Raw genomic sequence first — 8622 nt, forward strand, 5'->3', positions numbered from 1 at the left:
CACCCAAGTCATGGGTATCACTCACCCACGTCATGGGTCGGCCGCCAGATCTCCCTGCCGGCCCAAGGAGCGTTTCGCGTACAGCACGGTCTGTACGCGATTGGGCGTGCCCAGTTTGGCGTAGATACGGCTGAGATAGTTGCGGACGGTCTTCGGGCGTATCCCCAGATGCGTGGCGATGCAATCCGTCTCGTGGTCGTCGGCGACCAGCGACAGAATCTGCCGCTCGCGTTCCGTCAGCATCGCGAGCGGTGAGTCGTCGCCGCAGCCGCGGCCCGACATCAACTGCAGGATCGGGCCCGCGGTGGCCGCCGTGAACGCGGCGCCGTCGCGGTGCACGGCGAGCAGCGTCTCGCGCAGCTCGACGGCGTCGATGCTGCGGGAGAGATAGGCGTTGGCGCCGGCCAGGAACGCTTCTCGCATGTAGACCGGCTGCTGGTTGGAGGAGAGGATGACGATCCGTATGTGACCGGACTCGCGGCGGATCGCCCGGACCGCGTCCACACCGCCCGTGCCGGCCACGCCGAGCCCCATCACGACGATCTGCGGGCGGTGCCTGTGCAGTTGCGCGAGCGCCGCTGCCGCGTCGTGGGTTATCGACACCACACAGAATTCCGTAAAGCCGTCGAGGAGCTTTCGGAAACCTTCGAGCACGAGTTGTTCGCTGTCGACGAGCAGGACCCTTATCGATGACATTGAAGACCCCCCTGGGTTCCGCATTCACGACTGTGAAAGATCAGAACATGGGGGCATCAAGTGCCCTGCTCCTTGCCCCCGTTGGCTGATTTTCATCGTCGACGAATATCTGCCTGATCCGATGCTACACCACCGGCGGAATCATTCTTCTGGTTAATTCTGCTTTTCGGAGGCGTGCATTCCTTTCGCCGATTGATCGCATTTCGGTTGAAGTTTTTATTGAGGCCGGCTGCGGGGGAGGTGCGGGCGGGCGTCGCGGCCGGTGGCGCCCGCCAGTCATCGGAGCGATGCGGCGCGAACTCGCCAACATCCGGTGCATCAGGGGCGGTTGGGCGCATTGACATCCGATGTATTCCTCCCTACGTTCCCCAGCGACCCCTCAACCTCAGGAGCCGCCCCATGCGCAAGAGAGCCGCCGGACCAGCCCTGCTCCTCGCCGCCTCGCTGGCGTTCGCCGTCGTCCCGCAGGCGACCGCGCTGCCGGACCGCGCGCCGGAGCGGGCCGCGGCCCCCGATGCCACCGCCCCCGAAGCCGCGGGCCCCGGGACCGACCACGCGACGGACGACCCCTTCACCGCCGACCGCACCAACTGGTTCCGCCAGGACCGCTTCGGCATGTTCATCCACTTCGGCACGTACTCGAACCTGGAGGGCGAGTACAAGAAGGCCGACGGCTCCGTCTGCCGTGACGCCGAGTGGATCCAGCGCCAGTGCGGCATCCCGAAGGCCGAGTACGAGAAGCAGGCCGCGACGTTCAACCCGGCCGACTTCGACGCCAAGGCCGTGGTGAAGGCGGCCAAGGACGCCGGGATGCGCTACATCGTCATCACCTCGAAGCACCACGAGGGGTACGCGATGTGGCCCACGAAGGTCAACGACTGGAACCTGCGCGACCACTCCTCCTTCGACAAGAGCCGCGACATCCTCGCCGAGCTGAAGAAGGCCTCCGACGACGCGGGCATCAAGCTCGGCTTCTACTACTCGATCTGGGACTGGCACGACGAGGACTTCCCCGACCCGGCCACGTTCCCCAAGTACGAGAAGCGGATGCGCGCCCAGCTCAAGGAACTGGTCGACAACTACGATCCGGCGCTGCTGTGGTTCGACGGCGAGTGGGACACCGACAAGCCCAACAACCCCTGGACGGCGCGGGACGGCGAGAAGCTGGAGGCCTACCTCCGCGACCTCGACCCGGACCTGGTCATCAACAACCGCGTGGGCAAGCGCCGCGTCGTCGACGGCGACTACGGCACCCCCGAGCAGGAGATCCCCGGCGCCCCCGTCGACGGCCAGCTCTGGGAATCCTGCATGACCCTCAACGACCACTGGGGCTTCGCCCGTTACGACCAGAACTGGAAGTCCGCGGCGACCCTGACCCGCAACCTCCTCTCCACGACGTCCCGCAGCGGCAACTACCTCCTGAACGTCGGCCCCGACGCCCGCGGCCGTGTCCCGCAGCCCTCCGTCGACCGCCTGAAGCAGATGGGCGACTGGCTGCGTACGTCGGGCCAGGGCGAGGCGGTCTTCGGCGCCCGCTACGGCGGACTCGTCGAGGAACCGGCCTGGGGTTCGGTGAGCCGCAAGGGCGACAAGCTCTACGCGGCGGCCACCCAGTGGCCGACGGACGGCTCCGCCCTGCATCTGAAGGCGCGCACGGACTTCAAGGTCACCTCGGCGCGGGTGCTCGGCAGCGACCAGCGGGTGGAGGTCACCAAGTCCGGTGACGGGTACGACATCAAGCCCTCCGGAGCGGCCACGAACGACACCGCCACGGTCATCGAGCTGAAGGTCGATCCCGGCCCCGCGGCCCGCCCCGGCAAGGGCAAGGGCCTGAAGCAGGAGATCTTCGACAACGCGGAGTTGAGCGGCACACCGAAGATCACCCGTACCGACGCGACGGTCAACCACGCCTGGAAGTACGAGGGTTCACCGGACGCGGGCATCCCCTCCGACAAGTTCAGCGTCCGCTGGAGCGGCAAGCTGGAGCCGCGTCGCTCGGAGACGTACACACTGACGACCGTCTCGGACGACGTGGCGCGGGTGTGGATCGACGGCAAGCTGGTCATCGACTCCTGGACACCGCATGAGCCGAAGATCGACAAGGCCCAGGTGAAGCTGACCGCCGGCACCCGTCACTCCATCAGGATCGACTACGCCGAGAACACGGGCGAGGCCCACATGAAGCTGCTGTGGTCGAGCCCCGGCCAGGAGCAACAGATCATCCCGGCCGCGCAGTTGTACGCGAACTGAGCGGACGGGACCCCCGGCCGGCCGAGGTCATCATGCTTCCCCCTCCAATGAGCTGATGGCCTCGGCCAGCCACTTCTTCTCCTCCGTGCCGGTGGCGCGGGCGATCCGGAGCATGCCCTGCCGGAAGGGGTCGGGTGTCTCCTCCGCCGTCACCGGCTTCCCGTCGCGGTAGAAGAAGCTCGCCGGAGTCTCCAGGAAGGCCTGGCGGCGCCGCAGCACCGCGGCCTGCCCGGCCGGGTCGGGGAGGTGGCGCAGGAAGGCGAGCAGCGTGAAGAACCGCTGCCCGTCGGTGATTTCGGCGTCCTTCGGATCCCGCAGACGAGCGAGCAGTTCGGTGCGGCCGGCCCCGGTGAGGGAGAGGATCCGGCGGGGTGCGGCGCTCTTGCCGGGCTCGGTGCGCTGCTCGACGAGGCCCGCCTTCACCAGACGCGTGATCGCCGGGTAGAGCGCGCCGTCGCTGACCGGGCGGATGTGGCCGCTCAGGCCCTGGATGCGGGTCTTGAGCTCATAGCCATGCAGAGGCTCCTCGCGGAGGAAGCCCAGGATCGACAGCTCCAGCATGGGTATCGCCCCTTCCCGTCACTTGTTCATCCCGTGCGGTGATGCTATCTCTTTCCGCTGTACCTCGAATCGAGGTACAGCGGAAAGAGGGGGAGTGCGTCATGGGGCGGTGCGTCATGGGCCCGACCGAGCACCGGCGCCGGCTGGTGTCGCTCGCGTACCCGGTCTACTTCGAGCTCCTCGCGGGGGTCACGGCCGGGATCATCAACATGGTCTGGGTGGCCCGGCTCGGCGGTGACGCGGTCGCCGCCGTGGCCGTCGCCACGAACGTCGAGAACGTGCTGCTCGGCGTCATCCTCATGGCAGGCTCCGGTACGACCGTGCTGGTGGCCCGCGCCAGGGGAGCGGGGGATGGGGCGGCGGTCCGGTCCGCGGTGCGCGGCGGCTGGGCGCTGTGGGCGCTGATCACTCCCGTGGTCGCCGTCGGCGGCTACCTGTGCCGGGAGCCGCTGGCCCGCCTGGTCCTGGGCAGCGGCGGCGACGCCCTGCCGCTGGCCACGGACTACTTCGCCGTCGCGCTGCCGGGCATGGCGGTCTACTTCGCCACCAACGTCGTCGACGGCATCCTCAAGGGCGCGGGCGACACGCGTACGCCGATGCGGCTGGCTCTGCTGACCAACGGGCTGATCGTGGTCCTCGACCCGCTCCTCATCATGGGGTGCGGACTCGGCGTGCGGGGCGCGGCGATCGCCACGGTCGTCGGGAGGGCGGTGGCGCTGGTGTGGGGGGTGTTGGCGCTGCGGGGCGCTGTCGAGTCCCGTAAGGGGCGCGGGGCTGTGACACATGCGGCTCCGCCGCGTGGGCGCGACCAGCCCCCACCGGCCCGCAGGGGACTGCGCCACCAGCCCCCACCGACCCGCGGATTCATCACCGCACATCCGGCGAAGCTTTTCACCGGCGACGCACGCAGGACGGCCGCCACCGGCCTTCCCATGTCGGCGGACTTCGTCGTACGCATGACGGGCGCGCTCGCGCTCGTCGCCGTCGTCGCCCGGCTCGGCGTCGACGAGGTCGCCGCGTACGGCATCGCGACCAAAGCGATGTACCTGGCGACCATGGCCTTCTACTCCGTACGCCAGGCCGCCGCCATCCACACCGCCCACCTGCTCGGCTCAGGCCGCGACGAGCGCCGCGCCGTCGGCCGACAGGCGCTGCTCGTCGCGGGGGCCCTTGGCCTGGTGGCCGCGCTGGTGCTGCTCGCCGCGGCCCCCTGGATCATGCGGGCCTTCGGGGCCGGGGGAGCGGTGGCCGACGCCGGGGCGCTGTATCTGCGGTGCCTGGGCCCGTACTTGGTGCTGCTCGCCTGCTTCATCGCCCTGGGCGGGGTCTTCGAGGGCAGCGGCGCGAGCCCGGCCCTTGCCCGCATCACCGCGTGCGGTGTCGTGCTCCAACTCGCGCTCGCCTACGCCCTGTCGGGCCTCGGTCTGCCGGGCATCTGCCTGGCCATGGCGGTGTCCATGGCCCTGCAGTGCGCGGCGGTCGCCCGTATGTACCGGCGTACGGGGCGAGTTCAGGAGCCGAAGGGGGAGGCGGCGGGCCGCACCGGCTCCGGGGTCAGTCGCAGAAGCGGGCGGTGGTGACCGCGCCGCCCGCGTTCTCGTCGTCCGTGCCGAGGGCGGCGAGGTCCGAGCCGGGGACGCAGTGCAGGGCCTCGATCTTGTGGCCCGTGAACTTCTCCAGGAGCTTGGGCGACTTGGCGAGCGACAGACGCACCTTCCCGGTGTCGGCGACGGTGAGCCTGCCCGCCTCGCTCACGGCTGAGTCGAACGGCCCGTCGTCACCGGCGTCCGAGGCCGAACTGATCAGAACACGCCCCGACTTGGTCACCTCGATATCCGAAGCGTGCCGGACGTCGCCACTGGGGTAGGCCGTGCGGAACGCCGTCTTCGACACCGCGCCGAACGTGGACTGTCCGTAGGAGTTGATCGAGAACGGCGCCGCGTACAGCGTTGCCGGACGGTCGCCCGCGCCCCGGTCGGCCCAGAGCGCGGCAAGCTTCCCGTTCCGTGCGGTGAGTGTGAAGCTCTCGAAGTCGTCGCCGTGGCCGATCGCGGGGAGCGGCGAGATGTCGAGGACCTCCACCGCCTCGCCGGCGTCGGTCGTCTTCAGGTGGTAGGCGAGGCCGCGGCTCGCGACCGCCACGTACTCGTCCTTGGTGCCCGGCACCCGGTCGAGCGCCTCCAGGTCGACCGGCTCGGCGCCGCCCTGCCAGGCGAGCGGCGTGACATCGGGGGTCCGCCCCTGCTGGTAGGTGACCTTGGCGATGCGATTCTGGCCCGGCTTCTTGTTGTCGCGTACGACGAGGGCGCTGAACGTGTCACCCGAGCGGGAGGCGACAGCGAGACCACTGATGCCGGACTGCAGGTCGTACCCGACCTGCTGCCAGTCGGCGGCGGCCTTCGGTTTGGCCGGGGACATGCCGGGGGTGAGAAGAACGGCAACTCCGGCACTGAGGACGGTGATTGCGGTCAAGGCGGACTTACGCATGGTCAGGGGCCTCTCACTCGATGTGCGACGCGCGTAGATTCACGGCTGGCCGGACGGTAGTGGCCCGCCCGGCCGTGAGGCAAGTGAGGTACCTGGACCGGCCTAACGGGCGCTTCGCGCGGCAGCCGCCTCGCGGGGCTCGTCGGCCTGCTCGACGGCCTGCTCGACGGTGACGGCGGGGCGCCGCCCCGGCCGCAGGACCGTCGCGGCGACGGCGAGACCGAGCGCCGCGATCCCGGTGGCCACCCAGAAGGCGAGCCGGTAGCCGTCGGCGGTGGCCGCCAGGGTGCGCCCGCCATCGGCGAGCAGTCCCTCGGTGCGACTCGCGGCCAGTGTCGTCAGGGCGGCGAGCCCCAGTGAACCGCCCACCACCTGCGTGGTGTTGAAGAGGCCCGATGCGAGCCCCGCGTCCTCCTCGCGCACCCCGGACATCGCGAGCCCGGTCACGGCGGGCATCGCGGCGGCGAAGCCCGCCCCGAGGAGCAGCATCGGCGGGAGTACGTCGACGACGTACGAACCGTCGGCGGGCAGCCGGCCGAGCAGGGCGAGCCCGGCCGTGATGAGGGTGAGCCCCGCGAGCAGCGGGCGGTAGGGGCCGAAGCGGCCGATCAGCCGGGCCGAGACGCTCAGCATCAGTACGCCGATGACGACCGGGGCCGGAAGGAAGGCGAAGCCGGTCTTCAACTCACCGTAGCCCAGGACGCGTTGGAAGTAGAGGGCGCCGATGTACTGGAAGCCGTACATCCCGGCGATCATCGCGATCTGCACGGCGTTGGCGCCGGTCAGCGTGCGGGAGCGGAAGACGCGCAGGCGCAGCAGGGGGCGGGCGGCGCGGGTCTGGCGGACGGCGAAGGCGGCGTACAGGGCGAGGGAGAGCGCGGCGAGACCGAGGGTGGCGGGAGTTCCGTGCTCGGCGGAGCCGACGATCGTGTAGACGGTGAGCATCAGCGCGCCGGTGATGAGCGCCGCGCCCGGATAGTCGGCGCCGCCGCCCAGGCCCGTACCCCTGTCGTCGGCCAGGATCCGGGCCGCCGCGACGAGCGCGACCACCCCGATCGGCAGATTGATCAGGAAGATCCAGTGCCAGTTCAGGGTCTCGGTCAGCGCACCGCCGAGGAACGTCCCGAGCGCACCGCCCGCCGCGCCGACCGCGCTGAACACCGCGATGGCCTTGGCCTGTTCACGCGGCTCGGGGAAGAGCGCCACCAGCATGCCGAGCACGACGGCGGAGGTCATCGCCCCGCCGACACCCTGCACGGCGCGCGCCGCGATCAGCGCGCCCTGGTCGGTGGCGACCCCGCACAGCACGGAGGCCGCGGTGAAAAGTGCGAGCCCCCACACGAACATCCGCTTGCGCCCGACGAGATCACCGAGCCGCCCGGCCAGCAGCAACAGACCGCCGAAGGCGATGAGATAGGCGTTGACCACCCAGGCGAGACCCGGCGCGGAGAAGCCGAGATCGCTCTGGATGGAGGGCATCGCCACGGTCACGATATTGCCGTCGATGATCGTCATCAGCAGGCCCGAGGAGAGAACGGCGAGCGAAGCCCAACGTGAGCGTGGTGGAGTGGGCTGACCCTGGGACTGCCCCTTGGGCTGACGCTCGGACACGACGAAAACCTCCATGAACTGCATAGGTGCACGACTTGTAACGGGTCTCATCGTGGGTGACCATGGGGGCGCCGAGAAGGAGGCACTTCAATGTCGCAAGGGAACACCGGTGTTACCCCGCAGGTGGTGAACGCGCAGGCGTGCCCGGTGCGGGAAGTTCTTGACAGGGTGGTCGGGAAATGGAGCGTCCCGATCCTGGTCGCGGCGGCCCACGGGCCCATCCGCTTCACGGAACTCGAGCGCAGCATCGACGGAATCAGCCGCCGCATGCTGGCCCTGACACTGCGGAACCTGGACCGCGACGGCCTGCTGGTGCGGACGGTGCATCCGACGGTCCCGCCGAAGGTGGAGTACGAACTGACGCCGATGGCCCAGGAGTTGCACGGCACACTGCTCAAGCTGACCGGCTGGGCGGAGCGGCACCGGGTGTCGATCGCCGAGTCGCGGGCGGCGTATGACGAGCGGCGGGGGCTTGTGGACGCGTAGGAACTGCCGGCTGCCACCCAGGGCCTGCCCGATGGGTCCTGCCGGGGTCGCGACCCCCGCTCGGCCCTGATCAATCGGCACCCGGCGCGAAGGCCGGCCTGACCCACCGGACAGGCCCTAGGCCCTGCGCGGTGAGGCCAGCAGATAGTGGCCGCCGCGCGGCCGGTCGGTGTGTTCGCTGACCTGCCAGCCCGCCGCCTCCAGGGCCACCGCGCACGCCCGCAGCCCGTCGGCCGAGGCGTCGCGCACGGCGACGGCCTCCGGCTGCGGGGTCTCGCCCACCCCGTAGCCCTCGGGCCCCGGCCGGCGGCCCGCCGCCTCCAGGGCCAGGGCGGCGGCCTGGACGAGATGGGTCCGCTCCCAGCCGCAGGGGCGGTCCCGCGCGCCGCCCGGGTTGGTCATGCGGCGCATTTCGAGGAGGCCTTCCCAGGCGCTGCGTACGTCGCGGGCGCGGGCGGGGCCGGCTGCGCCGGGCGGCGGTTCGGGCTCGGTGCCGGTGCGGGCGGCGAAGAGGCCGGAGGGGGCGGCGGG

The 8622-nt window shown here is 70.3% G+C and carries 7 protein-coding genes and 1 pseudogene; 3 read left to right on the forward strand and 5 right to left on the reverse strand.

Annotated elements, in window-relative coordinates; genetic code table 11:
• Positions 1 to 30: 30 nt before the first annotated feature.
• On the reverse strand, positions 31 to 696 hold the full coding sequence (locus E2651_RS15055) for a response regulator transcription factor (RefSeq protein WP_135331626.1): 666 nt from the start codon (positions 694 to 696) through the stop codon (positions 31 to 33).
• A 399-nt stretch (positions 697 to 1095) separates the two neighbouring features.
• Here E2651_RS15055 and E2651_RS15060 point away from each other — a divergent pair, with 399 nt between their 5' ends.
• Positions 1096 to 2946, forward strand: a complete 1851-nt coding sequence (locus tag E2651_RS15060; RefSeq protein ID WP_135331627.1) for an alpha-L-fucosidase — start codon at positions 1096 to 1098, stop codon at positions 2944 to 2946.
• Between the two features lie 30 nt (positions 2947 to 2976).
• Here the strand turns inward: E2651_RS15060 and E2651_RS15065 are convergent, their stop codons facing one another.
• A complete protein-coding gene (locus E2651_RS15065) occupies positions 2977 to 3507 on the reverse strand; it encodes a PadR family transcriptional regulator (protein ID WP_135331628.1) in 531 nt (176 codons plus the stop codon).
• Between the two features lie 116 nt (positions 3508 to 3623).
• Between E2651_RS15065 and E2651_RS15070 the strand changes: the two genes are divergently transcribed.
• The gene (locus E2651_RS15070) at positions 3624 to 5087 is read left to right on the forward strand and encodes an MATE family efflux transporter (RefSeq protein WP_135331638.1); all 1464 of its coding nucleotides are present in this window, start codon (positions 3624 to 3626) and stop codon (positions 5085 to 5087) included.
• Here E2651_RS15070 and E2651_RS15075 read toward each other — a convergent pair.
• Both E2651_RS15075 and E2651_RS15080 read right to left on the reverse strand, forming a co-directional pair.
• Entirely contained in the window at positions 5062 to 5979 is a 918-nt protein-coding gene (locus E2651_RS15075; protein ID WP_245238838.1) for a hypothetical protein, read from the reverse strand. The genes E2651_RS15070 and E2651_RS15075 overlap by 26 nt on opposite strands.
• A 117-nt stretch (positions 5980 to 6096) precedes the next feature.
• Positions 6097 to 7605, reverse strand: a complete 1509-nt coding sequence (locus E2651_RS15080; RefSeq protein ID WP_280922792.1) for an MFS transporter — start codon at positions 7603 to 7605, stop codon at positions 6097 to 6099.
• Between the two features lie 90 nt (positions 7606 to 7695).
• Here E2651_RS15080 and E2651_RS15085 point away from each other — a divergent pair, with 90 nt between their 5' ends.
• On the forward strand, positions 7696 to 8091 hold the full coding sequence (locus E2651_RS15085) for a helix-turn-helix domain-containing protein (protein WP_135331631.1): 396 nt from the start codon (positions 7696 to 7698) through the stop codon (positions 8089 to 8091).
• Positions 8092 to 8208: 117 nt separating this feature from the next.
• On the opposite strand, the pseudogene E2651_RS15090 reads toward E2651_RS15085, so the two are convergent.
• A pseudogene (locus tag E2651_RS15090) lies at positions 8209 to 8622 on the reverse strand (hypothetical protein); the annotation flags it as partial.

Origin of the sequence: Streptomyces sp. MZ04 (assembly GCF_004684775.1) — a bacterium.
Lineage (GTDB): Bacteria > Actinomycetota > Actinomycetes > Streptomycetales > Streptomycetaceae > Streptomyces.

Bases quoted from the DNA above. Each gene is read 5' to 3' on its own strand.
- E2651_RS15055 (WP_135331626.1), bottom strand. From the start codon at position 696: ATGTCATCGATAAGGGTCCTGCTCGTCGACAGCGAACAACTCGTGCTC.
- E2651_RS15060 (WP_135331627.1), top strand. From the start codon at position 1,096: ATGCGCAAGAGAGCCGCCGGACCAGCCCTGCTCCTCGCCGCCTCGCTG.
- E2651_RS15065 (WP_135331628.1), bottom strand. From the start codon at position 3,507: ATGCTGGAGCTGTCGATCCTGGGCTTCCTCCGCGAGGAGCCTCTGCAT.
- E2651_RS15070 (WP_135331638.1), top strand. From the start codon at position 3,624: ATGGGCCCGACCGAGCACCGGCGCCGGCTGGTGTCGCTCGCGTACCCG.
- E2651_RS15085 (WP_135331631.1), top strand. From the start codon at position 7,696: ATGTCGCAAGGGAACACCGGTGTTACCCCGCAGGTGGTGAACGCGCAG.